The 26,007-nt window shown below is 63.3% G+C and carries 23 protein-coding genes and 5 pseudogenes; 24 read left to right on the plus strand and 4 right to left on the minus strand.

Features of this window, described 5'->3' with window-relative positions; all coding sequences use genetic code 11:
• The 14 genes and pseudogenes from AC1D2O_RS34085 to AC1D2O_RS34150 all read left to right on the plus strand — a co-directional run.
• Positions 1-232: pseudogene (locus AC1D2O_RS34085) on the plus strand (hypothetical protein); the annotation flags it as partial.
• A 401-nt stretch (positions 233-633) separates the two neighbouring features.
• Positions 634-783: pseudogene (locus AC1D2O_RS34090) on the plus strand (IS6 family transposase); the annotation flags it as partial.
• Between the two features lie 51 nt (positions 784-834).
• Positions 835-1,251, plus strand: a pseudogene (locus AC1D2O_RS34095) (DDE-type integrase/transposase/recombinase); the annotation flags it as partial.
• A gap of 158 nt (positions 1,252-1,409) precedes the next feature.
• Positions 1,410-1,751 (plus strand): cupin domain-containing protein, encoded by a 342-nt coding sequence (locus tag AC1D2O_RS34100; protein ID WP_478158638.1) that lies wholly within the window; start codon positions 1,410-1,412, stop codon positions 1,749-1,751.
• Between the two features lie 315 nt (positions 1,752-2,066).
• Positions 2,067-3,140, plus strand: coding sequence for a CDP-6-deoxy-delta-3,4-glucoseen reductase (locus tag AC1D2O_RS34105; RefSeq protein WP_478158657.1), 1,074 nt, complete (start codon positions 2,067-2,069; stop codon positions 3,138-3,140).
• A gap of 761 nt (positions 3,141-3,901) precedes the next feature.
• Positions 3,902-4,687, plus strand: a complete 786-nt coding sequence (locus AC1D2O_RS34110; protein ID WP_477650592.1) for a FadR/GntR family transcriptional regulator — start codon at positions 3,902-3,904, stop codon at positions 4,685-4,687.
• Entirely contained in the window at positions 4,677-6,035 is a 1,359-nt protein-coding gene (locus AC1D2O_RS34115; protein WP_478158639.1) for an aromatic ring-hydroxylating oxygenase subunit alpha, read from the plus strand. Before AC1D2O_RS34110 ends, AC1D2O_RS34115 begins: the two co-directional genes overlap by 11 nt.
• The gene (locus tag AC1D2O_RS34120) at positions 6,028-6,567 is read left to right on the plus strand and encodes a 3-phenylpropionate/cinnamic acid dioxygenase subunit beta (protein WP_478158640.1); all 540 of its coding nucleotides are present in this window, start codon (positions 6,028-6,030) and stop codon (positions 6,565-6,567) included. The genes AC1D2O_RS34115 and AC1D2O_RS34120 overlap by 8 nt, the downstream gene beginning before the upstream one ends.
• A gap of 63 nt (positions 6,568-6,630) precedes the next feature.
• A complete protein-coding gene (locus AC1D2O_RS34125) occupies positions 6,631-6,957 on the plus strand; it encodes a 2Fe-2S iron-sulfur cluster-binding protein (RefSeq protein ID WP_478158641.1) in 327 nt (108 codons plus the stop codon).
• A gap of 13 nt (positions 6,958-6,970) precedes the next feature.
• A complete protein-coding gene (locus tag AC1D2O_RS34130; RefSeq protein ID WP_478158642.1) occupies positions 6,971-7,180 on the plus strand; it encodes a hypothetical protein in 210 nt (69 codons plus the stop codon).
• 32 nt (positions 7,181-7,212) lie between these two features.
• Positions 7,213-8,187, plus strand: a complete 975-nt coding sequence (locus AC1D2O_RS34135; protein ID WP_478158643.1) for a 2-hydroxyacid dehydrogenase — start codon at positions 7,213-7,215, stop codon at positions 8,185-8,187.
• A 120-nt stretch (positions 8,188-8,307) separates the two neighbouring features.
• Complete coding sequence (locus tag AC1D2O_RS34140) at positions 8,308-9,300, plus strand: Bug family tripartite tricarboxylate transporter substrate binding protein (protein WP_478158644.1); 993 nt, start codon at positions 8,308-8,310, stop codon at positions 9,298-9,300.
• A 109-nt stretch (positions 9,301-9,409) separates the two neighbouring features.
• Positions 9,410-11,158, plus strand: coding sequence for an IlvD/Edd family dehydratase (locus tag AC1D2O_RS34145; protein WP_478158645.1), 1,749 nt, complete (start codon positions 9,410-9,412; stop codon positions 11,156-11,158).
• 190 nt (positions 11,159-11,348) lie between these two features.
• Positions 11,349-12,818 (plus strand): aldehyde dehydrogenase family protein, encoded by a 1,470-nt coding sequence (locus AC1D2O_RS34150; RefSeq protein ID WP_478158646.1) that lies wholly within the window; start codon positions 11,349-11,351, stop codon positions 12,816-12,818.
• 27 nt (positions 12,819-12,845) lie between these two features.
• Here AC1D2O_RS34150 and AC1D2O_RS34155 read toward each other — a convergent pair.
• From AC1D2O_RS34155 to AC1D2O_RS34170, 4 genes and pseudogenes are all read right to left on the minus strand, one after another.
• A pseudogene (locus tag AC1D2O_RS34155) lies at positions 12,846-12,968 on the minus strand (IS3-like element ISBvi3 family transposase); the annotation flags it as partial.
• A gap of 169 nt (positions 12,969-13,137) precedes the next feature.
• Positions 13,138-13,704, minus strand: coding sequence for a site-specific integrase (locus AC1D2O_RS34160; protein ID WP_478158647.1), 567 nt, complete (start codon positions 13,702-13,704; stop codon positions 13,138-13,140).
• Between the two features lie 37 nt (positions 13,705-13,741).
• Complete coding sequence (locus AC1D2O_RS34165) at positions 13,742-15,151, minus strand: ISKra4 family transposase (RefSeq protein ID WP_478090504.1); 1,410 nt, start codon at positions 15,149-15,151, stop codon at positions 13,742-13,744.
• Complete coding sequence (locus AC1D2O_RS34170) at positions 15,123-15,725, minus strand: plasmid pRiA4b ORF-3 family protein (RefSeq protein ID WP_478090505.1); 603 nt, start codon at positions 15,723-15,725, stop codon at positions 15,123-15,125. The genes AC1D2O_RS34165 and AC1D2O_RS34170 overlap by 29 nt, the downstream gene beginning before the upstream one ends.
• Here AC1D2O_RS34170 and AC1D2O_RS34175 point away from each other — a divergent pair.
• From AC1D2O_RS34175 to AC1D2O_RS34220, 10 genes and pseudogenes are all read left to right on the plus strand, one after another.
• On the plus strand, positions 15,712-16,257 hold the full coding sequence (locus AC1D2O_RS34175; RefSeq protein WP_478090506.1) for a hypothetical protein: 546 nt from the start codon (positions 15,712-15,714) through the stop codon (positions 16,255-16,257). The two genes, AC1D2O_RS34170 and AC1D2O_RS34175, sit on opposite strands and share 14 nt — an antisense overlap.
• Before the next feature lie 29 nt (positions 16,258-16,286).
• Positions 16,287-17,022, plus strand: a pseudogene (locus AC1D2O_RS34180) (IS6 family transposase).
• A gap of 329 nt (positions 17,023-17,351) precedes the next feature.
• Positions 17,352-18,941, plus strand: coding sequence for an ABC transporter substrate-binding protein (locus AC1D2O_RS34185; RefSeq protein WP_478090507.1), 1,590 nt, complete (start codon positions 17,352-17,354; stop codon positions 18,939-18,941).
• Between the two features lie 39 nt (positions 18,942-18,980).
• Positions 18,981-19,946 carry an ABC transporter permease gene (locus AC1D2O_RS34190; RefSeq protein ID WP_478158648.1) on the plus strand — a complete coding sequence of 322 codons (966 nt, stop codon included), beginning with the start codon at positions 18,981-18,983 and terminating at the stop codon, positions 19,944-19,946.
• On the plus strand, positions 19,946-20,812 hold the full coding sequence (locus AC1D2O_RS34195) for an ABC transporter permease (RefSeq protein WP_478158649.1): 867 nt from the start codon (positions 19,946-19,948) through the stop codon (positions 20,810-20,812). Before AC1D2O_RS34190 ends, AC1D2O_RS34195 begins: the two co-directional genes overlap by 1 nt.
• A complete protein-coding gene (locus AC1D2O_RS34200; protein ID WP_478158650.1) occupies positions 20,812-21,834 on the plus strand; it encodes an ABC transporter ATP-binding protein in 1,023 nt (340 codons plus the stop codon). Before AC1D2O_RS34195 ends, AC1D2O_RS34200 begins: the two co-directional genes overlap by 1 nt.
• Entirely contained in the window at positions 21,812-22,843 is a 1,032-nt protein-coding gene (locus AC1D2O_RS34205; protein WP_478090440.1) for an ABC transporter ATP-binding protein, read from the plus strand. The genes AC1D2O_RS34200 and AC1D2O_RS34205 overlap by 23 nt, the downstream gene beginning before the upstream one ends.
• Positions 22,818-24,332, plus strand: a complete 1,515-nt coding sequence (locus AC1D2O_RS34210) for a class I adenylate-forming enzyme family protein (RefSeq protein ID WP_478090441.1) — start codon at positions 22,818-22,820, stop codon at positions 24,330-24,332. The genes AC1D2O_RS34205 and AC1D2O_RS34210 overlap by 26 nt, the downstream gene beginning before the upstream one ends.
• The gene (locus AC1D2O_RS34215; protein WP_478158651.1) at positions 24,329-25,129 is read left to right on the plus strand and encodes an SDR family oxidoreductase; all 801 of its coding nucleotides are present in this window, start codon (positions 24,329-24,331) and stop codon (positions 25,127-25,129) included. The genes AC1D2O_RS34210 and AC1D2O_RS34215 overlap by 4 nt, the downstream gene beginning before the upstream one ends.
• Positions 25,130-25,148: 19 nt before the next feature.
• Positions 25,149-26,006: a VOC family protein gene (locus AC1D2O_RS34220; RefSeq protein ID WP_478090443.1), complete on the plus strand. Its 858-nt coding sequence runs from the start codon at positions 25,149-25,151 to the stop codon at positions 26,004-26,006.
• Position 26,007: the final 1 nt, after the last annotated feature.

Raw genomic sequence — 26,007 nt, forward strand, 5'->3', positions numbered from 1 at the left:
GCGCTACCAGGCCAGCGGCAACGCACCCCGGGCGGTGTACCTGGCCCTCTGGTTCGAGAGCCGCTGGGGCATGGCCGCCCTGCACACGCAGGCCTACAACGAAGCCCAACACGCCCGCGCCTGGGTCGCCGCCCTGGAGCGTGAATGCGAGCGGCTGCGCGGCGTCATCCGTTCGTACGAGAACGCGCAGGCCCAGCCTGCGGCCAACGCGCCGGCCTATCACCTGGTTTGAAGCACAAAGGGCGGAGGCACGGGACGTGGGGCCCTGGGTGCGTCGCATCCGTCGCGGGGCGCTTGGCTCCTCGGAAAACCGTCAAGTTTGACACGCAGATTCGGTGCAGTCGGTCTACCCATTGGGTGCGCGCGCTATCTCAATGGAACCAAAGAGTTTCATTTCGAGCTTGGCACTGCGCCTCCAGCGAGGCAGCTCACGGCTGTTGGTCAGCCCTGGCCGCCCTAAGTCGGCATTGCGATAGCGGACTTTGAAGAAGCCGGCTACAAGTGACTGCCAGCGTCCGCTATGCGGTCACCGATCCGATTTTTCGCGAGGAGAACGCCCAGAAGGACAGGGCTATGGGCTCGACGCCGAATCGCGGCCTGGCACCCGTCGCCGGTTTGCTGCGGCGAATCGGGCCGATGATGGGATTCAAGTCTTTTGACTGTGCTGCCCGGCTGATCGCCGGCATCGAGACGATGCACATGGTCAAGAAGGGGCAGCTGCGCTGCCCCGGTGGCCTGGCATTTTCAGATGCCGATTACTTCTACAGTCTCTCCGTCCGTTGACCCAAAATTGCCGGACTTCGTCCGCCTCGACCGGCTTAGCGCGACAAAACCGATCGGGCAGGCCAAACGGTCGATTTCAGACTCAGCGCCAAGCGCGACGTCGCTGCGGCGAAGGCCTTCTTCGGCAAGGCGGTCAAAAGTCAGGGCGTGCCGCAAACCATCACGTTGGATGGCTACGCCGCATCGCACCGAGCGGTGCGCGAGATCAAGGCGGACGGGCTGCTGCCCGAAGGCCTGAAGCTTCGGTCCTCCAAGTATTTGAACAATCAGATCGAGCAAGACCACCGAGGCGTGAAGCTCCGCGTCGGTCCGATGCTCGGCTTCAAGCAGTTCAAGACTGCGGCCATCACGATCGCGGGAAATGAGTTGCTGCGCAAGATTCACAAGGGCCAGTTCGATCTAAGCGAGCAGCGTCTCACAGACCGCAGTGCGCCTGCGATCTGGAATGCAGTGTTGGCAGCTCTGTAAATCGCAGGAAGTCACGCGCGGGCGTTGCTTGACGTTCGGTTTGCACCAAAACCTTTGCAAGTTTCACATGACAGACCAGCATATATCGTATAATCGTATTTGTAAGTCATCGATTGCGCTCGGTTCACTGGCGCGAACTTCATCCGCGTTTCATTCATATGACCATTCAGACATTCTCTAAGCGAAGCCTCCTCGATTTCACGCTGGCTGCCCGACCCGGAAACCCGGGGGCTACCGATCCGGTGCGGATCGGCGAGAAGTTCGCCATGCCCGGATCCGAGCAATTCAGGTTTGGTATCTGGGAGTCCGCTCCCGGCACCTTCAAACGTGACACGCTGACAGGCGAGCTGATGTTCATTCTTTCGGGAGTTGCAACGTTCACCCACGAGGGCGGTGATACCGTGGCGTTCGGGGCCGGTGACATCGTCGTCTTTCCGCCTGAAACCAAAGGAACATGGGTTGTGATCGAAACTCTACGGAAGGTCTACGTGATGGCCTAAATCCGGAGTGCATCACGCCTTGCTTTAGCACCTTGGTATCGTCCAAATCGTGCGGCATCAATCGTGGGCGGTGGTCGCTGCATTGCTCCAACGTGTGAGCGCAGCTGGTTCATTGAGTTGTTGAACGCGCACAGCGCGAAGCAGCGGTTCAGTCTGGCCGATCAATCTGTCGCGCGAGTCGATGCCGGATCAACGATCTTGGATAGATGAGATGCCATCAGGATTCATCTTGCGCTCTTTCGGCCGCGTCGAATGAACTACGCACAGCGAATACTTAAAGACATGACCGCTACCGAAGCCACAGCGACAAAGACCATGACGCCGACGGCCACCACATTCAAGGTTACCGTACAACCCGGCGACCGTTCGTTCTCAAGCAAACCTGACGAGACAATCCTTGCCGCCGGCATTCGCCAAGGTTTTGGGCTGCCCTACGGCTGCAAGGACGGCGTCTGCGGAGTGTGCAAGTGCAAAAAGATCAAAGGCATCGTCGTTCATCGGCCGCACCAGAGCAAGGCGCTGTCACCCGCGGAAGAGGCCGCGGGCTTCGTGTTGACCTGCTGCGGGGTGCCCCACTCCGACGTAGTGCTGGAATCTCGGAAAATCACTGACGAGAGCGGATTTCCCATCAAGACAATGCTTTCGCGCGTAACGATGTTGGAGAAAAAGTCTCACGACGTGATGCTGGTCAAGCTGCAACTGCCCGTTAACGACCCGATGCGCTACCACGCGGGCCAGTATGTGGAGTTCGTTCTGCGCGACGGCGTCCGGCGCAGCTATTCGGTCGCAAACGCGCCGCCCAACGCGCTTCAACCCGATGGCACCCCCCCGCTCAGCCCCAACCTCGAACTGCACATCCGCCACATGCCCGGCGGCAAATTTACGGATCATGTCTTCACCGCGATGAAGGAAAAAGACATCCTGCGCATCGAAGGACCTTACGGCAGCTTCTTCCTGCGTCAGAGCTCCACCAAGCCAATGGTGCTTCTGGCCTCGGGTACCGGCTTTGCGCCGATCAAGGCGGTGATCGAGTTCATGGAGTGCAACAGGATAGTACGGCCCGCCACCCTCTACTGGGGAGGCCGACGTCCTGCCGACCTATATTTGGACTTGTGGGTGCGCGACAAGCTGGCCGAGATGCCGCAGCTCAGCTATGTGCCCGTGATCTCAAACGCCATGCCTGAGGACAACTGGACCGGCCGCATCGGTTTCGTGCATAAGGCAGTGCTGGAAGACTTTCCAGACCTGTCGGGCCACCAAATCTATGCTTGTGGCGCGCCCATTGTGGTCGATTCGGCGCGCGCCGAGTACACGGCCAACGCTGGGCTGCCGGCCGACGAGTTCTACGCGGACTCGTTCACTACTGAGGCCGACAAGGCGCAGCCCTGATCACGAGAGGGGGTGCTCCGCCTTGCGCTATCGGGTCGCGGAATCCTGACCTACCCAATATTCCTGCTTCCCAAGCTTTCAGTGTCCGGACGAAAGGGAACTCCGGCGTCGTAAAGGTTCTTGGCGGGAGCATCTGGGTGCCGCAGACCCGCCTCGTGCACTTCTGCGTAGCCGCTACAACGTGCAGGCTTCTCGTGCCAGCGAGTTCCATCCGGTGTCAACTGCTTTGACACGCCGCTCACAATAATTGTTGTTGGCCAGAGGTCATCGCGATACAGGATTCGGGTCCGGTCAAAACTTGGTAGATAACCACAACCACAACCATCGCGGCCCACAGGTTGCTCGGCCATCAGACCCCGAGTGAGTTCGCCCAAAGACGCAGTGCGGTAGCCGCTCACCGAGTCGATGGCCGGTGAACGGCGATGAGCCGCGCAAGTACCTCCCGTCYACGCTACACGAGGACATCACCACCAACGAACTGTCAGCGTTGCCCATCAGCGCTGGCGCATCGAGCGCAACTAGCAGTTCTGAAGGGCCTCGGCCGCTACGGGCCCCGGCATTGGCGGGCGGTCCACCACCATGCCACCTTGAACACCTTGCACTCCGGATTGATGGCGAAACGCCTCGTCGCCGACAAGCCCATCTGCGCCAAAAACCCATGAAACGCCGGTTGGCAGCCATCAAGCCGAAGCCGGCAACCTTTTGTACGATAAGCATTGCGCGATAAACTTATTGTGCTATTATCCTACAAAGATCGAATCATGACTTTTCTAGCTGAACCCAGTGTTGTCGAATCGTTGCGCGCGGAGCCAAATCTGACCGAGCGCGTCAGGGGGTTGCTGCTCTCTGAGATCACGGGCGGACGGTATTCGCTGGGGGACGTTCTGCCTCCTGAGCAGACCATCGCCACCCATATGGGTGTGTCGCGCACAGTGTTGAGAGAGGCAGTTGCCCGCCTCAAGGCGGAAGGGTATGTGGCCAGCAAACAGGGTCGGGGCTTGATCGTCACATTGAACCGCACACCCTCTGTGCTGAAGATTCATGCCGCCGAAGCCGGCGACTCCAAGGAGGCGTTGGCGATCGTAGAACTACGGCATGGCATCGAGATCATTGCCGCATCGCTTGCTGCCCAGCGGCGCACCGCAGAAGACCTCAAGATGATGCATGAGGCGGTCGATCAGATGCGTAGGGCTATCCGCTCGGGCGACGTTGCCGTCGGGGTGCAGGCCGATCTGGATTTTCATCGCGCGATCGCCGTGGCCACCCGCAACGATCACTACGTCACGATGTTCGAGTTCCTTGCGGAGCTCTACAAGAAGAACCTGACGGTGTCTCGCGAGAACTCGAAAAAGGCAGGACGCGCGTCCCATTCCCAAAAAGAGCACGAACTGCTACTGGCCGCGATCGAGGCCTCCGATCCGGACCTGGCGCGCGAGCGGGCTGATGCGCATGTCCTCAACACGGCGGCACGACTGAGGCAGCAACAGGCCCGATCCGATTCGGGTGCAACCAAACTTTTATTGGGGAAGCAACACAGTGAAGCCTGAAACTATCCAAGCCCTTGCCAAGCCCGATGAAGGGCTAATCGGACGGCGCATTTTCGTCGACCAGGAAATCTTCGACGCAGAGATCAAGAGCATTTTTGCTAAGACGTGGCTGTTCGTCGGGCACGAAAGCCTGATCCCCAATCCGGACGACTACTTCATCTCGCGCATGGGCACCGACCCTGTGATTCTGACGCGCGACCGGCAAGGGCAAATCCACGTGTTCCTCAACAGTTGCCCGCATCGCGGGATGAAGTTGTGCCGCTATGACCAAGGCAACAACCGGACCTTCAGTTGCCCCTATCACGGCTGGAGTTTTACGACCGACGGGCGCCTGGCGGAGCAACCTGGTGCTCTCGTGGGGGTGCCAGGCTTCGCGACCTACTACCACGGCGAACTCGAGAAGAAGAACTGGGCACTCAAGCGTGTCGCCAAAGTCGAAAACTACAAGGGCACGATCTGGGCGACATGGGACGAGCAAGCGCCAGCCTTCCTCGACTATCTGGGCGACATGCGGCATTACCTCGACTACGCCCTCGACCACCGCGACGGCAGTCCTGGCGGCTCCGAACTGATCGCCGGAGTTCAGAAGTGGCGCGTGAAATGCAACTGGAAGCTCGCACCGGAGAACTTCATCGGTGATCTTTACCACGATATTAGCCACCGTTCGGTGGACATCGTCGGAATCGGCCCGAGCGGCGGCAAAGGTCGGCGCGACCCGATGCCGCACCGCATGACGGTTGGCTTTAAGTCCCTCGGGCACGGCGTGTTGGGCCGTATGCCTCACTATGAAGAAGCTCCTTATGCGCCGACCTATGCACAGAACCCCGAGGTTGAAAGCTACTACCGCCAGATTCACGAAAAGCGTGTTACGACGCTAGGTGACCGGATGCGAGTCACGCACTCCGTCGGAACAATCTTTCCGAACATGTCCTTCCATGGAAGGCAGCCGCGGACTCTCGCTGTGTTTCACCCGATCAGTCCGACAGAAATGGAGATGTGGCGCATGTACCTGGTGGACAAGGACGCGCCCGATTCAGTGAAGGAAGCGGCAAGGAGCTATTTCCTGCGTTATTCCGGGCCCGGCGGGATGACAGAGTCGGACGACATGGAGAACTGGACCGGGGCGACCGAAGCCAGTATGGGCGAGATCGCTTCACGGATGTTCTTCAACTACCAGATGGGGCTCGGTCATGCAAAGCCAGTGCCGGGCCTGAAAGGCGCGGTAGAGAACGGCGAGTTTACCGAAGAGAATGCCCGCATCTTCTATCGCCGCTGGCGTCAGTTCATGGAGGGCCTGACATGGGAAGACCTGATGGCCGAATCGCAGGCGGAGGCTGTGCATGTCTGAACCCATCGCCATGAATACGCCAGAGGTCTGGTGGCGCGTCTCGCAGTTCCTGCATCTCGAAGCCGACCTTCTGGACGAGCGGCGATATGAGGAGTGGCTAGGGCTGCTTGATGAGAGCATCCGCTACCGCATGCCGATCGCGCGCAATGTGCGCCGCGACCAGATGGACCGAGAGTATACAGCCGCTGGCGAGGTAGCCTGGTTCGACGAAGGCATTGCGACGCTGCGCCAGCGCGTGGCGCAAATCAAAACTGGCATTCACTGGGCCGAGGAGCCGACGTCCCGCGTCTCGCACTTGGTGACCAACATTCGCATCATCGGATCGGAGCCCCTGACCGACGGTGCGCAGGCCGTGCTTGTACGCTCGCGCTTTCTGGTATCGCAGCACCGACTGCAGTCGGAGAGCAATCTGTTCGTCGGCAAGCGCGAAGACACGCTGCGCCTATCAGACGACGACATCACGATCATCAAGCGCGACGTATTTTTGAACCAATCGGTTCTGATGGCGAAGGCACTCACGACCTTCTTCTGACGCGCTCGGACCCACGACCCGCCCTCCAAAGGCTCCTCCCGACAGACTACGAAAAGAGCGAACATGGCTAGAGTTGTTTTCAAACAAGCCGACGGTACACAGCAAGAACTCGACGTCGCGCCAGGTGTAAGCCTGATGGAAGCGGCCCGTGAAAACCTCATCGCAGGCATCGTGGCTGAATGCGGCGGTGGAGCGATATGCGGAACCTGCCACGTCATTGTCGACACGGCTTGGATGGACAAGCTCGAAGCACCCAGCCCTAGTGAACTCGCGCTAGTCGAGTTCGTCCCAGAGTCGGGGCCGTGTAGCCGTCTCGCCTGCCAGATCATCATGGATGATTCGCTGGACGGCATCGAAGTTGCGATGCCCTGCGAGCAACTGCAGATGTAGCGGAGGACCAACCATGGCAACGTTGCAAACTTTGAATCTCGTTGATGTGCAACCCGGTGTTCGCCTGCGCACCAGGGCTGGCCAACTGATCGAGGTCTTCGAGAACCCACAAGACGGCATCTGGCTCTTGTGCCGGATAGTCGACGCCACCGCCGAAGCCGGGACTCCCGCTTCCGGGTCGGTAGAGCCCGTCTTCGCCCAGGACATCGAAGGCCTCGCCTGATCACCGTTTCATTTACTCGAAGACTTTCACAAATGACCGTCATTATTTCTGCGCCCCTTCCTGAAGATTTGCTCGCGCAAGTCAAGAAGATTACTCCGGTGATCATCGTTCCAAGCGGAACGCCGCCAAACGAGGTAGTGCCCGCATCAGATCGTCACGCGGTCACCGGCATGCTGTGCACGCTTCGCACTCGTGTGGACGACACGTTGCTCGATGCCTTTCCCAACTTGAAAGTCATTTCCAACTATGCCGTTGGTTTCGACAATGTACAAATCGACCGCGTGAGCGAACGCAACGTGCTGGTGTGCAACACGCCGGGTGTGTTGGACGCTGCTGTGGCGGACTTGACCTTCGGCTTGTTGTTGTGCCTCACGCGGAATATGGTTCCCTTGCATGACTTTGTCCGCACAGGAGGCTGGAAAGCGGCAGCTGCGCCGTTGGCGATCGACGTTGCCGGAAAAACGCTGGGCCTTCTCGGCATGGGCCGCATAGGCAAGATGGTGGCCAAGAGGGCGAAAGCGTTCGACATGGATGTGTGTTACCACAACCGTACTCGAGACGAAGATGCTGAGGCGCAGAAGTTGGCCCGATATGTAGCGCGCGATGAATTGTTTGAGCAGTCCGACGTCGTGAGCGTGCATGTGCCGCTGACGGATGCGACCCGCAACTCGGTAGGCGAGCGGGAATTCGCCTTGATGAAGACGAGCGCCTATCTGATCAATACCTCGCGCGGCCCGGTGGTCGATGAGACTGCCCTGATCGAGGCCCTGCGCAGCAAGCGCATCGCTGGTGCCGGATTGGACGTAATGGTTCAAGAGCCGCTGGATGCTGCGAGCCCTCTATGCAGTCTGCCCAATGTGGTGCTCCAGCCGCACGTCGGAAGTGCCACCGTGGAGACGCGCCGAGCCATGATCGCCTTGGCAACCAACAACCTTGTGCGCGCCTTGCGTGGCGAAACACCGAAGGCCATGGTGAATCCGCAGGTCTGGGACAGCAGTTTTCGATAGCGATGGTGCGCAGTCCGGCCATGCCGAAACGACGCATGGGCGGCACGCGTGCAGGGCACTTATTGCCAAGCGAATGAATGTTGGTTGAGTTCGATCACGTACCTAATTGGAGAGAGTCAAATGCATGACCGGCGCTTCATACTCAAATCGTTCGGAATACTCGCGGGCCTGGCTACTGTGGGGCAAGCAAGAGCGCAGGCGGCGGCTTACCCCTCTCGCCTGATCAAAATCATCGCGTCCGCAGCGCCCGGCAGTCCGACCGATTTAATGGGGCGTCTTGTGGCGGAAGTCCTGACCGCCAAGTACCACCAGACCGTGATCATCGAGAACCGCGCTGGAGGGGGTGGGCTTATCGGGATGCAAGCCGCCGCCGCTTCGGCGCCGGACGGTTACACCCTAGCGACCGGTGGTCTCGGCAACAATGTGCTTCCGTCTGCCACGATCAAGGGGCTGCCCATCGATATTCCAAAAGTGCTTTCGCCGGTCGCGCAAGTGGGCGAGTTTGCGAACGTGCTAGTCGTGCGTGCCGATCATCCGGCCAAAACGGTGCAGGCACTGGTGCAGAGTCTGAAAGCCAGCAACAAGCCGGCCTTGTACGGCAGCAATGGTCTGGGTACTTCGTCCCATCTGACAAGCGAACTGTTCGGGCTTCGTGCAGGTTTGAAGGTCTCCCATGTGCCATACAAGTCGTCGACCGAAGCGCTTGTGGGCGTTTCCAATGGCGACCTGGACCTTTGCTTTATGAACGTGCCTCCGACATTGCCACTTTTGGCGGGCCGCAGGATCAATGTGCTTGCGACTACCAGCGTTTACCGAGTCAGACAGCTTCCCGATGTGCCTACCATGCAGGAGCAGGGCATGAACGGTTTCGATGTCACCAGCTGGCTGGGCATCTACGCGCCCGCGGGTGTTCCCGCCGAACTGATGAAAAGGCTGTCTAACGACATTGTTGAAGGCTTGTCCACGCCCCAAAACCAGGAACGGTTGATCACAGCAGGGTTCGAACCGAAATTCCGTCGTGTCGACGAATTCGTCGCGTGGAATAGCTCAGAGTTGAAGCGCTGGAGCGAATTGGCCAAGTCGGCCAACATTTCGTTCAATTACGGCGGGTGATGGTGCGGTCGGCGCGTCAGGAAGTTTTTGAGAAGCGCCTGACTAAACGTACTGCAAGCACTCCTTGCTGGGGCACTCTTCGCTCCCAGCTCTAAATTTACTGCCCCACATGACAAATTCTCCGTTCGAACCTGACGATGCCGCCGATCCCTCCGGCATGCGCAAGGGCCTCACAAGCTATGGCGATCAAGGCTTTTCGCTGTTTCTGCGAAAGGCTTTCATAAAGGGCGCGGGCTTCACTGATACTGCGCTCGACCGGCCAGTAGTCGGTATCGCCAATACCGGTAGCGCATACAACCCGTGCCACGGCAACGCGCCGCAACTTATCGAGGCCGTCAAACGGGGCGTGATGTTGGCAGGGGGGCTGCCGATGGAGTTTCCGACGATATCGGTGCACGAGAGTTTTGCCGCGCCAACCAGCATGTATCTTCGAAACTTGATGTCGATGGACACCGAAGAGATGGTGCGCGCGCAGCCGATGGATGCGGTGGTGCTGATCGGCGGCTGCGACAAGACCGTTCCGGCGCAGTTGATGGGCGCGGCCTCGGCTGGCATTCCCACCATCCAGCTGATCACCGGCTCCATGCTTACCGGCAGCCACCGCGGCGAGCGCGTGGGCGCATGCACCGACTGTCGGCGCTACTGGGGTAAGTATCGCGCCGACGAGGTTGATGCCGAGGAAATCGCCGACGTGAACAATCAGCTCGTCGCAAGCGTGGGCACATGCTCGGTGATGGGCACGGCCAGTACGATGGCGTGTATTGCGGAGGCACTGGGCATGACGATGCCAGGTGGCGCTTCGCCGCCTGCGGCAACTGCGGACCGCATCCGCATCGCCGAACAGACAGGCTCGCAAGCCGTGCAGATTGCGCGCGATAGGCTGACCATCGACAAGGTGCTAACACCTGCGGCGTTCGAGAACGCCATGCGTGTGCTGCTGGCGATCGGCGGCTCGACCAACGGCATCGTGCATTTGACCGCGATCGCGGGTCGCGTGGGCCTTGAAATCGATCTGACGGCGTTAGACCGAATGGGTCGAGACACGCCGGTTCTTCTCGACCTGAAACCTTCCGGCCAGCATTACATGGAAGACTTTCACCGCGCCGGCGGCATGGCCACGCTGCTACGCGAGTTGAAGCCACTACTTCAGCTCCAAGCGCTGACGGTGACCGGCCGCACATTGGGTGAAGAGATCGAGCGCGCTGGCCCCGCTTTCAAGCAGGACGTGGTGCGCAGTATTTCCAGACCAATCTACCCGCAGGGCGGCATCGCGGTGCTACGGGGCAACCTGGCGCCTGCCGGCGCCATCATCAAGCAATCGGCGGCCACCGCGAAATTGATGGAGCACGTCGGTCGTGCGGTGGTTTTCGAGAACATCGAAGATATGGCCAACCGCATCGACAGCGACGCACTCAACGTGACGGCCGACGACGTGTTGGTGCTAAAGAACATCGGTCCCAAGGGTGCCCCCGGCATGCCGGAGGCCGGCTACCTGCCGATCCCGCGCAAGCTGGCGCGCGCCGGGGTCAAAGATATTGTGCGCATCTCCGACGGCCGCATGAGTGGCACGGCGTTCGGCACCATCGTGTTGCACGTGACACCCGAAGCCGCCATCGGCGGGCCGTTGGCGTACGTGCGCAACGGTGATCAGATTCGCCTGAGCGTAGCCAATCGCGAGATCTCGCTGCTGGTATCCGACGAAGAATTGGCACGCCGCGCCAAGGAGTCTCCAGTGACCGAGCCGACAGCCGAGCGCGGCTATCGAAAGCTCTTTCTGCAGACCGTGACGCAAGCCGACAAAGGCGTCGATTTCGATTTTCTGCGCGCAGCGCGGATGGTGGGCAAATCACCCGAATAGCGAAAGGCGCATCGCGGCAGACAAACTCGCTCTGACGCGCCTTGATCACGGTTTCGACTGTGATGCCAACCGTCTCTCTCCATTCGACCTCCGGTCGCGATGGGCAACGCCATGATGCGCATGAGCGCAATCGGAGGGGCTCTTGGCCGTCGCGCGCGGAGCGCAAATCACCGCATTTGAGAACAGACACATGCAACAACACGACAACCTCATTGACAGCCAATGGGTCAAGGGCAACAGCTACAGCCCCAACCTGAACCCGTCCAACCTAGGCGACACCATCGCCGAATATGCGCAGGGCGACGCCGCGCAAGTCGAGGCGGCCGTGGCCGCGGCAACCGCGGCCTTCCCCGTATGGTCAAACAGCGGCATCCAGGCGCGCAGCGACGCGCTCGACAAGATCGGCAACGAGATCCTTGCGCGCAAGGAAGAACTGGGCACGCTGCTGGCGCGCGAAGAAGGCAAGACCAAGGCCGAAGCCATGGGCGAGACCGCCCGCGCCGGCCAGATCTTCAAGTTCTTCGCGGGCGAATGCCTGCGCCTGGCGGGCGAAGTCATTCCTTCGGTGCGGCCCAACATCGGTATCGAGATCACGCGCGAGCCGGTTGGCGTGGTCGGCCTCATCACGCCGTGGAACTTCCCGATCGCGATTCCCGCGTGGAAGATCGCGCCGGCGCTGGCCTTTGGCAATTGCGTGGTGCTCAAGCCCGCGGACCTGGTGCCGGGCTGCGCTTGGGCGCTGGCCGAGATCATCAGCCGCTCGGGCATCCCGGCGGGCGTCTTCAACCTGGTGATGGGCCGCGGCAGCGTGATTGGCGATGCGCTGGTCAATCACCCCGGCATCCATGCGGTGAGCTTCACCGGCTCGGTCGGCGTGGGTCGACGCATCGCGATGAAGTGCGTGGAGAACCACAAGAAGGTGCAGCTCGAAATGGGTGGCAAGAACCCGCAGGTGGTGCTCGACGATGCCGACCTTGCGCAGGCGGTGGAACTGAGCGTGCAGAGCGCGTTCTATTCGACCGGCCAGCGTTGCACGGCGTCGAGCCGGCTGATCGTGACGCAGGGCATCTACCCGAGGTTCATCGAGGCGATGAAGGAGCGGATGACGAAGATCAAGGTGGGCGATGCGCTGGCGCAGGGCACCGACATAGGCCCCGTCTCCAGCCAGAGCCAATTGGAGCAGGACTTGAGCTACATCGAGATCGGCAAGAGCGAAGGCGCGACCCTGGCAGCGGGCGGCCAGCGCCTGAAGCTGGACACCAACGGCTTCTACATGTCTCCGGCGCTGTTCAGCGAATCCGTGGCCGCGATGCGCATCAACAAGGAAGAGATCTTCGGCCCCGTCGCGAGCGTGATTCGCGTCAAGGACTACGAGGAAGCGCTGGTCACGGCCAACGATACCGAGTTCGGTCTCTCGGCAGGCATTGCGACCACAAGCCTCAAGTACGCGACGCACTTCAAGCGTCACAGCCAGGCCGGGATGGTGATGGTCAACTTGCCGACTGCGGGCGTGGACTATCACGTGCCCTTTGGCGGGCGCAAGGGTTCGAGCTACGGCCCGCGCGAGCAGGGCAAGTACGCGCAGGAGTTCTTCACTACGGTGAAGACGGCTTACACGCTCGCGTGCGTGACTGACCAATGCCAAAAATGCAATGAATGACCCTGCCTCGTTTCCACGTACACCAAGTCACGCAGCCAAGAGGCTATGTTCCCTTTCGACAGGTGCGAGGTATCCGAGGGCCGTGTGCATGCGCACGCGGTTGTAGAAGCCCTCGATCCAATCGACGATGTCCAGACGGGCCTGTGCCCGACACGGTCAAAGGAAAAGGCCTCGTTGCTATCTATTTGATAGCAACGAGGCCTTTTCTGTATTGGCGCCCGAGAGATGAGCCGAACACCCGACCTTCTCACCTTCTCACCTTCTCACTACGAATGAGATTCTCGACTAAGCGGGTCTGGTTGACTCCGGTCGGCGACCATCATTCGAGCCAACTCACTGACCTGTGCGGCCCCCGCTCTGAAATACCCCCTATGGTCTCCAAGCTCCGATGCCCCGTCATCGCCATCGTTTCTTGCAAGGGCATGTTCTGCCGACCCGCCTCGGTGACAAAGCCCGACCGCAGCGAGTGCGCCGAGAAATCATCTCCCACACCGGCCAACGCACACCGCGCCTTCACGATGTCCCGAACCGCTGTCCCCGAGAGCCCGTCGGTGCCCAGTTTCCCGTTCTTGAGGATGCGCCGGAAGAGGGGGCCCGAGGTGATCCCGCTCGCCTTGAGCCAAGCCTCCAGCGCTTCGGCCGCCGATCCGACCACGGGTTTCACGTCTTCGGGCCGCACCTTCCCGCTGTGGTTCGTCTTGGAACTCGCGAGCGTGTACAGAAAGTTTCCCCCATCGACCCGGCGCAGGTTCTCGAAGACCGCCTCTGACACCTCCGAGCGCCGCCGCCCGCCCGAGGCCCACRCAAAGAGGAGGAGGGCGCGGTCGCGCTTCCCCTTGAGCGAGTCGTCGCAGGTCTCCAGCACCGCCTCCAGGAGAGCATCCATTTCTTGGGGGTGTGCAGTGGAGCAACTTTCCCCTCGGTTACGCTGCGAGCGGCTCTTGAACCTCAGCGCCGAAGCGCGGATACCACTGCTGGAATGACGCGCGTAGCTCGCCGTTCAGGACCTGGGTGCGGACCTGAAGCAACAGGTGAGCCCCGCGCGGCGTCCAACGCATCTGCTGCTTCTTCACGAACCGCTTGGCGATCACCTGGTTGACCGCGGATTCGACGAAGCCGGTGGAAATGCGCTCCCCGCACCGGTACCGCTCCCCGTAGTTCACGATGGCGCCGGCATTGTTGTCGATGTAGGTCGCGAATTCGTCGAGCGCTCGAGCAAGCTTCTTGAGCACGACCGAGGGCGGTTGACTCATTTGCCGATCCTTCTCGCGCAGATCGTCGATCTCATAGAGCAAGTCGTTCAAGGTGTCGTTGGCGCGGACCACGTTTCCATGCCACAGGAACCATTTGACTCGCTCGACGTTCCTGAGGAGGTCCTCTTGCTGCGAACTGTGCAAGCCTCGTGTCGTCTGCAGCAGCTGCTCGATGCGCATCGCAACGTGGAACCAGTCCAGGATGTGCTCGGACCGCGGATGGACGAACGCGCCAAGCTCGCGCACTGTGTCGCCGCCATCACAAAGGAAGGTAATGTGCTGGCGGGGCAGGATGCCCTGCGACTCAAGCACGGTACGCAGCCGGCGTTTGGGTTTCGGATCCACCCGATGAACGAATGCGAAGACCTTCGCCGTACCTTCCTCGGGAATGCTCTTTCCCGCGATGACCTCGAAGCATCCGTTGGCGCCGGGCCGGCGCTCGCGACCTCGGATGTAGCCTCCATCCAGCCCCACCGTGATCGGGGCGGCAGGCTCCGGCGAAGCCTCGATCTCGCGCTGGGAGCCGCCGTCGTAAGCGAATTGCTCCGGGCCGAGCTGCGCCTCGAGTCGCTCAGCGGTGGCCAGGACGTGTTGGCGAATGGTCTCCTGATGCAACCCTTGCTCGACCGGCAGCACCTCCTGCAGCAGTTCCCTCACGGCCGCGAAGGAGACTTGCGCCGCCCATTTGGCCTCGAGATACGCCAGTTCCGGCGACGTGTGCACCGTCAGGAGTTCGCTCAACGGGCAAAACGTTGCTTCTCGTGACTGCTCGCAGCGGCAGCGGTACCAACGCGGACTGCGCAGGACGATATCCCAAAAGGCAGTGCGAAAGCGCAGCGGGTGATAGCCCTTGATCGCTCGCGGCCTCCCGCATTGCGGACACGCCCTGTGGTCGGTCAAGTAAAGCGCCAGTTGCTCTCGCACGAGCGTTTGCTGGAGCTTCCCGAGTATGGACTTGGCGTCGCCGAGGGCGAGTCCAACGTCTTGCACCCGGTCACAGGGACAATCAATGGTGTGAATCGGCACGGTGAAGGGCCGCGACGCGGCCCCCTCAATACAAATCTGAACGGTGACCTTCATCTCCACACCTTTCCTCGGATGGCGTAGCCAAAGCGGCAAGCCTGCGATTGATGGCGCGCCGATCGAAACGTTCAGGATGGGAGTGACTCAAAATGTCCCACTCCTCGTCCTCCACCTCGTCGAGAAGGCCGTCGAGCTGGGCGCGTGACAAGCCTTTGCCCATCAAAGCGTACTGGGACCGATTGGCCATGAACGCATGCGGGCCGCCACAGTCCTCCGGAGGCGCTGCACGCCGGCCTGCGATGCACACCGGATACACCCGCTTCGGGTCGATGGGCCACGTGGCCTCGATGCGCAGATCGTGCATCCACCGGTCGCCGAAGTCGTATTCGTAGGTGAATCGTTCAAGGCGCTGCAGCTTCAGTTGGCCGATCAATGCCTCGTGAGCGTCAGTGTCGAAGAACGCGCCGCCATCCTGGTGGATTCCGTATTCGCGGCCGCGGATTTCGAAGCGGTGAAGGTGCATGTCCTGCCAGCCGAACACGACCTGCAGAATCTGGTGCAGCCGGGCGATGCTCGTATCGCCCCGCACCAGCAGGCGGCGCAAGATCAATGGGCTGATGCTGCGCAGCACAACGCGCAGCTGCAGGACTTCTTGCCCGAAGGACGCTCCGGTTGACATTTCCGAAGCTTACTTTGCTCCGCTGCACACCCCCAAGAAATGGATGCTCTCGTTGTCGCGGCTGGCCGGCGGATTGAAGTGGCGGCTTTGGCATGGTCGAGCGCCGGAAGCCATGCGGCGCCTGACCACGATGCTGTACGTCTTGGGCAAGTCGACGGTGTGCCGTAAGCCGGCCGCGCGTCAGATTCGAAGGCTCACCCTCGAGCTGCTCGGCTACCTACGCAACAACTCGGACTCGCTGCCCAACTATGGAAGGCGCTACCGAGCGGGCCGACGCATCTCCAGTGCCTTCGTGGAGTCGGCTGTCAACCAGCTCATCGACAAGCGCATGTCCAAGTCGCAGCAGATGCGCTGGGATCCCCGCAGCGCGCACTTGCTGCTGCAGGTGCGGGTGCGCGTCATCGACGGCCAACTGCGCGATGACTTCGCCCGCTGGTACCCAGGGTTCCCGTCCAACGCGTCGACGATGCCCTTGGCGGCATGACCCCACCATTTGAATCGCTCTCTTGCTGGATGCAAAAGAAGAGGTCGCTGTATCACGGTCATCGGTTCCCTGCCGTGTTGATCAGCCAGGCGGTGCGCTGATATTTCCGGTTTCAGCTGAGCCTGCGTGACATCGAGGAGTTGATGTTCGAACGCGGCGTGGTCCTCAGTTACGAGACGATCCGGCGCTGGTGCGACAAGTTCGGTGTGAGCTTCGCGCATCGGGCCAAGGCTGCACGCCGCAAGCCGGGCTCGATCTGGCATCTCGATGAGATGTTCGTGACACTGCGCGGTGAGCCCTACCTACTGTGGCGCGCCGTCGATCAGCATGGCACCGAGCTCGACATCCTGGTGCAGAAGCGCCGCGACATGGCGGCCGCGATGCTTCTTCAAGCGCGTGCTGGCCGCCTGCCCAGAGCCTCCACACAGGACCGTCACCGACCAACTGCACAGCTATCCGGCAGCGAAGGCCGAGATTCCGGAGCTGGCGAACGTCCGCCACCTGTTCGTGAAGGCCTGCGCTCGGGTGAACAACCGCGCCGAGAACAGCCATCAGCCCACCCGTGAACGCGAGCGACGCATGCGAGGTTTTCGCCGGCCCGAGCGCACGCAGGCTTTCCTCTCGAGCTTCGGTCCCATCCGCCAGCACTTCGCACTCAAGCGCCATCTGCTGCGCGCATCGCTCCACCGCAAGCAACTCGCTGCGCGCTTCGACGCCTGGCACCTTTTCACGGGCCTCACCCAAAATCCGTCCACCGCCTCCTGAGCCCAGGCATCCCTGTCGGGTTTGCGACTTGTCACGCCTAACGTGACAAGGCCGTTCGTCGACTTCCAGAAGACCGTGCACAGAGACATTCCATCGATCGAACTGGGCGCCAATCCGGCCATCACCGTGGCGGCGAAGAAGGTCCGAGACTACGCGCCCACGAGCGAGAACGCGGAAGCTTCGCGGACTAGCACGCATTGGCCGACGTAAACCGAATAAGCAAGCTGCTTCTTCTTCGTTGGGGAAACGCCAGGGAAGCCCTAAGGTTGCGGTCTCGCTTCGATGACCTGCGTCATCCTTCTCGCACCACAAAACGACAACTCGATTCAATGCCGCTGCGCTCCGCAATCTCGATCACTACACTGGCCCTGACCTTCGCCTTCGCGGCCCAGGCAGCTCCGCAGGCAGGGGACACCCCCGTCAAGGGCGGAACGCTGACCGCCACCTGGGGCGGCTTCGAGCCGCAGGCGTTGTTCGTGCCTGCCGGCGGAGGCTCGAGCCCTCTGTTCACATCGACCAAGGTGCTCGAGCGCCTGTTGAGGCTAGAGGGCGACTTCAAGTTCACGCCCTTGCTGGCGGAGAGCGTGACCGCCGCGCCCGATTTCAGGAGCTACACGGTGAAGCTCCGGAAGGGCGTCAAGTGGCACGATGGCAAGGACTTCACCTCGGCCGACGTGGCCTACAACGCGCTCGAATACTGGAAGCCAATCTCCGACGGCGTGTCGCTCAAGTCGCTGAAGACGGTCGAGACCCCAGACGCGCTGACCGTGGTCTTCAGGCTCGACGCGCCGATCCCCGAGTTCACCTTCAAAAGCATCCTGGCCACCGACCTGGTGTTGCCCAAGCACCTCTACGCGGGCAAGGACATCATCACCAACCCGATCAACAACACCCCCGTGGGCACCGGCCCGTTCAAGTACAAGACCTGGGTGCGTGGCAGCCACGTCGAACTGGTGCGCAACGACCATTACTGGAACCCGGCGCAGCCCTACCTCGACAAGCTGATCATCCGCTGGTGGCGCGACCCGGCGTCACGCGCGGCCGCCCTGGAGGCGGGGGAACTCGACATCGCCACCTTCAACCCGGTGCCGGTGCCCGATCTGGCGCGCCTGACCACCGGCGGCAAGTTCGCGGTCGACAAGCGGGGCTACCAGAACTCGGCCTGGGTCGCCACGATCGAGTTCAACCAGCGGCGGGAGATCGTCAACAAGCGGGAGGTACGCCAGGCCCTGCTGCAGGCGATCGACAGCAAGTTCATCGCGAACACCATCTACTACAAACAGGCGCGGCCGGGGAACGGTCCGTTCTCCAGCATCAACACGCTCTTCTACAACCCCGACCTGCCGCAGTACCCGGTCGACGTGGTGAAGGCAGGCAAGGCACTCGACGCTGCGGGCTTCCCGGTCAAGGACGGCTCGCGCTTCACGGTCAACCTCGTTGCGGCGGGCTGGTTCGAAGAAAACGTCAAGCTCGGCCAGTACGTCAAGCAGGCGCTGGAGGACGTGAAGGTCAAGGTCAACCTCAACGTTCTCGACCGGCCGACCTCGCTCAAGCGCATCTACGGCGACTACGACTACGACATCGCGCTGTCCAACAATGCCGGCGCCGCGGAGCCCGTGCCTTCGCTGACCCAGTTCTACACGTCCGACGGCATCGTCAAGGGCGCGGCCTTCCGCAACGCCACCGGCTTCTCGAGGCCGGAAATCGACAAGCTGGTCGCGCGGTTGTCGACCGAGACCGATGAAGCCAAGCGCAAGGCCATTGCGCACGACTTCGCCCGCATCGTGAGCACCGAAGCGCCGATCCTGCCGCTGGTGGAGATCGAGCCCTATACGGTGGCCCGCAAGACCGTGCGCGACCATTCGAAATCGGCGAACTTCATGGGTGAAGGCTGGGGAGAGGTCTGGCTCGCACGCTGATCGGCCCTGCCGATCGGCGGCGACCCTTCGAGGTTGACCATGTCTCGCATGCTTTTGCGGCGCCTGCTGCAGCTGATCCCGTTGCTGCTCGGGGTGATCGTACTGAATTTCGCGCTCATCCAGGCCGCGCCCGGGAGCTTTCTCGATGTCATGACGGCCGAGCAGCAGGTGTCCGATCCAGCCATCGTCGAGCGGCTTCGCACCACCTACGGCATGGACCAGCCGCCCCTGGTCCAGTTGTGGCGCTACCTCGTTTCGGTCGTGCACCTGGACCTTGGCTTCTCCTATCGCCAGAACGCGCCCGTGATGGACATCATCATGGCGCAACTCCCCGCCACGCTGCTGCTGATGCTGTCGGCCATCAGCATCGCGGTGCTGGTGGGCAGCGCGGCCGGGGTGATCGCCGCGGTCAAGGTCGGCTCCGGATGGGACAACCTGGTCAGTGCGCTGGCAGTGTTCTTCTTCGCTGCGCCCAGCTTCTGGCTCGGCATCATGCTGGTGGTGCTGTTCTCGGTGAAGCTCGGCTGGCTGCCGGTGGGCGGCATGCAGACGATCGGACTGGACGGTGGGGTCTGGATTCAAGTCGTCGACGTACTCAGGCACCTGGCGCTGCCGGCGCTCACGCTGGGCCTCTTCTACGCCGCCATCTACGCGCGGGTCATGCGCGCCTCGATGCTCGAAGTGGCGCGCATGGACTACGTGCGCGCCGCCCGGGCCAAGGGACTGTCGGGCGCCCGGGTGGTGCTGGCGCACGTGCTGCGCAATGCCCTGCTCCCGGTGGTGACGCTGGTCGGCCTTCAGCTGGGCACGGCGCTCGGCGGCAGCGTCGTCATCGAGGCCGTGTTCAGCTGGCCCGGCATCGGCAGCCTGTTGTTCGACAGCGTGATGAGCCGCAACTACCCGGTCGTGCTGGGCGTGATGGTGCTCAGCGCACTGGTGGTGGCCGTCTGCAACCTGGCCGCCGACCTGGCCTATCTCAAGCTCGATCCGCGCGTGCGGCTGTGATGACCTCTGTCCTGATTTCCTCTGTTGCACGCAGGCAAGGCCTGCTGGGCCGGTTTGCCGGACACCGTGGCGCGCTGGCCGGTGCGCTGCTCCTGTTGCTCGTCATCGCGGGCGCCGTGCTCGCCAACGGTTTCTTTCCTCGAGACCCGATGCGCATCGTCGCCGCGCCCGAGCTGTGGCCCCTGCAGGAATCGCAGCACCTGCTGGGCTCCGATGCCATGGGGCGAGACATCGCCGCCATGATCGTGCACGGCGCCCGTGCCTCGTTGCTGATCGGCGCCTTCGCGGCGCTGACCGCCACGCTGATCGGCGTGACCGTCGGCGCACTGGCCGGCTACTGCGGCGGCTGGATCGATGAAGTCGTGATGCGGGTGTCCGAGCTTTTCCAGACCATTCCCAACCTCATCTTCCTGCTGAGCATCGTGGCGATCCTCGGCCCGACGCTGACCCACATCACGCTGGCCATCGGCTTCGTCTCATGGAACGGCATCGCGCGATTGACGCGGGCGGAGTTCCTGTCGCTTCGCGAGCGCGACTTCGTCAATGCCTGCCGCGCCAGCGGGATGAGCGACCTGCGGATCGTGCTGGGCGAGATCCTCCCGAATGCGCTGCCGCCGATCATCGTGCTGTCGTCGCTCACCGTGGCCAGCGCCATCCTGTTCGAGTCGGCGCTGTCCTTCCTCGGCCTGGGCGACCCCAACATCGCCAGCTGGGGCCGCATGATCGGCGACGGCCGCACGCTGATCCGCACATCGTGGTTCATCTGCGCGATCCCGGGCGCGGCCATCATGCTGACGGTGCTGGCGCTCAACCTCGTCGGCGACGGGTTGAACGACGCCCTCAACCCCAAGCTGGGACACCGCTGATGGCTGGTTCCGCCTTGCTCGAGGTCGAAAATCTCGACGTCGTTCTCCACACGCGCTCGGGCCGTGCGAAAGCCATCGACCGGACGTCATTCTCGGTATCGGCGGGCGAGACGCTGGCCATCGTCGGGGAGTCGGGATGCGGCAAATCGCTGACCGCGCTGTCGGTGCTGGGTCTGCTGCCGCAGCCGCAGGTGCAGATGGCTGGCGGCGCCATCCGCTTGCTTGGACGCGACCTTGCGCGTTTGTCCGAACGCGAGCTGCAGGACGTGCGCGGACGCGATGTCGCGATGATCTTCCAGGATCCGATGAATTCGCTCAACCCGGTGCGCACGGTGGGCGCGCAGCTGGTCGAGATGCTGCAGGCGCATGAGCGCATCGGCCGTGCGGCCGCATGGCAGCGCGCCGAGCGGCTGCTGAAGCAGGTCAGCATTCCGAACGCGCAGGCGCGCCTGCATGAGTATCCGCATCGGCTGTCGGGCGGCATGTGCCAGCGCGTGATGATCGCCATGGCCATCGCCTGCCAGCCCAAGCTGCTGATCGCCGACGAGCCGACCACCGCGCTGGACGTCACGATCCAGGCGCAGATCCTGGCGCTGCTGGCGCAGATCCAGCGCGACTCGGGCATGGGGCTGGTCATCATCACGCACGACCTGGGCGTGGTGGCCGAAGTGGCCGACCGGGTGCTGGTCATGTATGCCGGGCGCAAGGTCGAGGAGGCGCCGGTGCAGCTGCTGTTCGACGCGCCACAGCATCCCTACACGCAGGGCCTGCTGGCCGCGACGCCGTCGCCGCTGCGCGCGCGCGGCAGCCGGCTGGCGGACATCCCCGGCATGGTGGCGGACCTGTCGGCATTGCCGGCGGGCTGCGCCTTCGCGGCCCGTTGTCCGCGCGCCTTCGACCGCTGCCTGGCCGAGCGGCCGCCGCTCGTGCGCGTCGGGGCCGGGCAGCAGGCGGCTTGTTTTGCGGTCCATGCGGCCGATGGATCGAAAGGAGACCGGCATGAGCTTGTTGTCGGTGCGTGAGCTGCGGGTCAGCTATCCGACGCCGGGTGGCGTCGTGCAGGCCGTTCGCGGCGTCAGCCTGGACATCGAGGCTGGCGAGACGGTGGGATTGGTGGGCGAGTCCGGCTGCGGCAAGTCGACGCTGGGCAAGGCCATCATGCGGCTGACGCCGGCCAGCGCAGGGCAGGTCGTCATCGACGGCCACGACGTGACGCACCTGTCCACGCGTCGTCTGCGGCCCCTGCGGTCCTTGATGCAGATGGTGTTCCAGGATCCGCACGGCTCGCTGAACCCCAGGCACCGCGTCGACAAGATCATCGGCCAGCCGATGTCGGTGGCGGGTCGTCCTCAGCGTGAGATTGATGCCCGCGTGCAGGAACTGCTCGCCAAGGTCGGCCTGCCGCCGAGCGCCGCCGAGCGCTTTCCGCACGAGTTCTCGGGCGGCCAGCGGCAGCGCATCGGCATCGCCCGTGCCCTGGCGCTGCAGCCCATGCTGCTGATCTGCGACGAGCCCGTGTCCGCGCTCGACGTCTCGGTGCGGGCGCAGATCATCAACCTGCTGCAAGACCTGCAGGGCGAGCTGGGCGTGTCGTACCTGTTCATCTCGCACGACCTGGCGGTGGTGCGCCACGTCTGCGACCGGCTGCTGGTGATGTACCTCGGCCAGGTGGTCGAGAGCGGCCCCACGGAAGCGATCTGGGAACAGCCGACCCATCCGTACACGCGGCTGCTGCTGGCGGCTTCGCCGGTGGCCGATCCTCGTCTTCGCCAATCGCGGCCCGAGGCGCTGTTGCGCGGTGAACTGCCGAATCCGCTGTCGCCGCCTTCAGGCTGTGCCTTTCGCACCCGCTGTCCGCACGCGGTGGCGCGTTGCGTGGCCGAGGCGCCGGCGTTGCGCACGCTGGCCGACGGGCGCCAGCTGGCCTGCCATTTCGACCTGCCGCCGGTGGCCGCGGCGCCCGTGCCCGTCAACGTCCTTCCTTTCCAGAAACCCCCTTCTCCCCATGCCACAGCCTACAAATTTGGGTGACCTGATCGACCGCAGCCGCGATCCGGACCGCACCGCGGTCATCGACCTGCGGCAAGCCGACGCGCCCCGCGTCTACAGCCATCGCGACATCGACCGCCTGGCCGGCGGCGTGGCGCGGCTGCTGGTGTCGCGAGGACTGCCGCGCGGCGCACGGGTGGCGATTGCCTCGCTCAACAGTGTCGAATACATCGCCGCCTACTTCGGCATCATGCGGGCCGGCCACGTGGCGGTGCCCATCAACACAAAGCTGGCGCGCGACACGCTCGTTTACATCGCCACCGATTCCGAAGTCCGGATCGCATTCGTCGACGGACCGCGGCGCGGCACCTTCGCCGCACCCATCGAGCAGATCGACTTCGACGACGAGGGCCCCACGGGCTTCGGCGCGCAGGTGCAACCGGCCGAGTTCGACACCGTGGTCCCGGAGCCGGGCGAGCTCGCCCAGGTGCTTTACACCTCGGGCTCGACCGGCCGGCCCAAGGGTGTGCCGCTCAGCCATGCCGGGCAGTTGTGGGCCTTGCAGGCGCGCGGCGTGCCCCCCGGCGCCGAGAACGAGCGCCAGATCGTGGCGCAGCCGCTGTTCCACATGAACGGGCTGATGGTCACCAAGGGGGTCTTCCTCCACGGTGCGTCGCTGGTGCTGCTGCCGGCGTTCGAGGCCACGGCCTACACCGAAGCGCTGGCGCAATGGGGCGTCACCAGCGTCATGGCCGTGCCGACCATGTTCGCGCGCGTCGTGAAGGTGCTCGAACTGCGGCCGGACCTGGATCTGGGCAAGCTCAAGCGCATCGGGCTGGGCTCCGCGCCCATGACCTATTCGCTGATCGAGCGCATCGGCCGGGCCATTCCGAGCGCCCAGGTCGGCAACGGCTATGGCACGACCGAAGCCGGGCCGGCCGTCTTCGCGCCGCCTGCCGACGGCAGGCCGATTCCACCACTGGCGCTCGGCTTCGCGATTGCCGGCGGCGAGGTCAAGCTGGTCGGCGGCACCGGCGACGACGAAGGCGTGCTGTGGATGCGCAACCCGGCGGTCGCGACCGGCTACCTGAACCTGCCGGCCAAGAGTGCCGAGGTGTTCCGGGACGGCTGGTACATCAGCGGCGACGTGATGCGGCGCGATGCGCAGGGCTTCTTTTACTTCGTGGGCCGTGCCGACGACATGTTCGTCTGCTCCGGCGAGAACATTTACCCCGGCGAAGTCGAGAAGCTGCTGGAGCAGCACCCCCAGGTGCAGCATGCGGCCGTGGTCCCGCTGCCGGACGAGGAACGCAGCGCGGTGCCGGTGGCCTTCATCGTGCTCGCGGCGGAATCGACGGCGACGGTCGACGCGCTCAAGCAGTTCACCATCCAGCGCGGGCCGGCCTACCAGCATCCGCGGCGCATCGCGTTTCGCAGCGAGCTGCCCTGGGCGGGCACCAACAAGATCGATCGCGCAGCCTTGCTGCGCGAGGCACGTGAACTGGAAGCCGCACAGGCGTGGTCGAGATGAGCGACGTGGATCGAACAAGTCCAGAAGGCGAGCCCACCCAAGACCTGCGCGGCAAGGTGGCGCTGGTGACGGGCGCCAGCCGCGGCATCGGACGCGCCATTGCCTTGAAGCTCGCGCAGCGCGGTGCCCTGGTGGCCGTGCACTACAACCAGGCAGCCGAGGCGGCCTTCGACGTGGTGCGGCGCATCGAGGCGGCCGGCGGCCAGGCCGTGGCGATTGCCGCCGACCTGCAGGCGGCGACCGGGCCGGAGCAGCTGTTTGACGCGCTCGACCCGGTGCTGCAAGCGCGGCTTGGCGAGCACCGGCTGGACATCCTCGTCAACAACGCCGGCGTGGGCCTGCGCGCCACCATCGAGGACACGACGCCAGCCGACCTCGATCGCATCCTGCAGGTCAATTTCAAGGCCCCTTTCTTCATCATCCAGCGCGCGCTGTCGAGGCTGCGGGACGGGGGGCGAATCATCAACGTGTCGTCGATGGGCACGCGCGCCGCCTATCCGGCGATGGCCGCCTATGCGCCGAGCAAGGCGGCGCTCGAAGCGTTGACGCTGCTGCTCGCCGAGCAGCTCGGGCCGCGCGGCATCACGGTCAACGCGGTAATGCCGGGGGCCACCGCCACCGACATGAACCCCGCCGCCAGCCATCCGGCGTCGGCGCAGGCGATTGCGGCGACCACGGCGCTGCGACGCGTCGGGCAGCCCGACGACATCGCCGACGTCGTGGCCTTCCTGGCCTCCGACGCCGCTCGCTGGGTGACCGCCCAGCGCATCGACGCGAGCGGCGGCCAACGCCTTTGAGCCTCTACAGGAAAATCCCATGAGCGACTTGCCTCTTCAGATCGACCACGTCGTCATCGGCGTGAAGGACCAGCTCGACAGCGCCTCGGCGCGATTTCGCGACCTCGGCTTCTCGCTGCTGGCGCGCGGCCATCACACGCTGGGCACCAGCAACCATCTGGCCATCTTCGGCGACGACTACCTCGAGCTCCTCGGCTACGAACCGCCGCAGGCCGCCGCGCAGGCCGACAAGCCCATGTGGCAGTACCCGAACGGCCTGATCGGGCTCGTCTTCAAACCGGGCGACGTGCACGACGTCGCCCGCCGGCTGAAGGCGCGTGGCGTGCCGGTCGATGAGCCGCTGTCTTTCTCGCGGCCGGTCGCCCTGCCCGGGGGCCGGGTGGCGGATGCCCGCTTCCAGGTCCTGCACCTGCCCGCCGACACCAGCGCCGGCGGCGTGGTGTTCTTCTGCCAGCACGACACGCCCGAGAACGTATGGCAAGAGGCGTGGCGCACCCATCCGAACGGCGCCACCGGCATTCGCGAGTTCGTGATTTCGGCCACCGACCCGGCGGCCAGTGTGCGCCCGTTCGTCGAGGCGTTCGGCGACCAGGCGGTGAGCCCTGTGCTGGGCGGGTTGCGCCTCGACACCGGACGCTCGGTCGTGCTGTTCCTGACGCCGGAGCAGGTCGACGTGCACCTGCACGGGCAGGCCCGGCGCGAATTCGGCTCGGGTGACCGGTACGCCGGTCTCACGCTGCGCACCCATGACCTGGCCGCCGCACGCGCCGTGCTCACGCATGGGGGGATCCAGGGTGTGATCGAGCTGCCCCATCGGCTCATCGTGCCGGCCCGCCAGGCGTTCGGCCTGGCACTCACTTTCACCGATCAAGGCTGAC

The organism is Variovorax sp. P1_G12 (assembly GCF_056405555.1).